Source organism: Pseudoalteromonas sp. ABE4_541, assembly GCF_056312285.1.
This window is the reverse complement of record NZ_JBSVEM010000077.1, coordinates 1-217: the sequence shown is the minus strand read 5'-3', so window position 1 is coordinate 217 and position 217 is coordinate 1. Positions and strand designations below refer to the sequence as shown.

Annotated in this window: 1 protein-coding gene; it reads right to left on the bottom strand. The window is 43.3% G+C overall.

The features are described from left to right. Positions 1-217, bottom strand: a 217-nt coding sequence (locus ACW689_RS21565; RefSeq protein ID WP_476294463.1) for a transposase, incomplete at both ends; no start/stop codon positions are given.

Sequence of the window (217 nt, the reverse complement as noted above, 5' to 3'; positions counted from 1 at the left end):
TAACCACTAAACAGTCGAGATAGACGATTGGGTAAACAGCATCAAGTGGCCTAGCTTGCCATTCTACGACTTGAGCGATAACGGCATCTGTAACACGAGAAATCAATGTTGGTGATACATCAGCGCCATACATTTCTTTGAACGTAGAAACGATTTCACGGGTCGTCATGCCTTTGGAATAGAGATATAAAATCTTGTCGTCCATTGACGTGAAGCG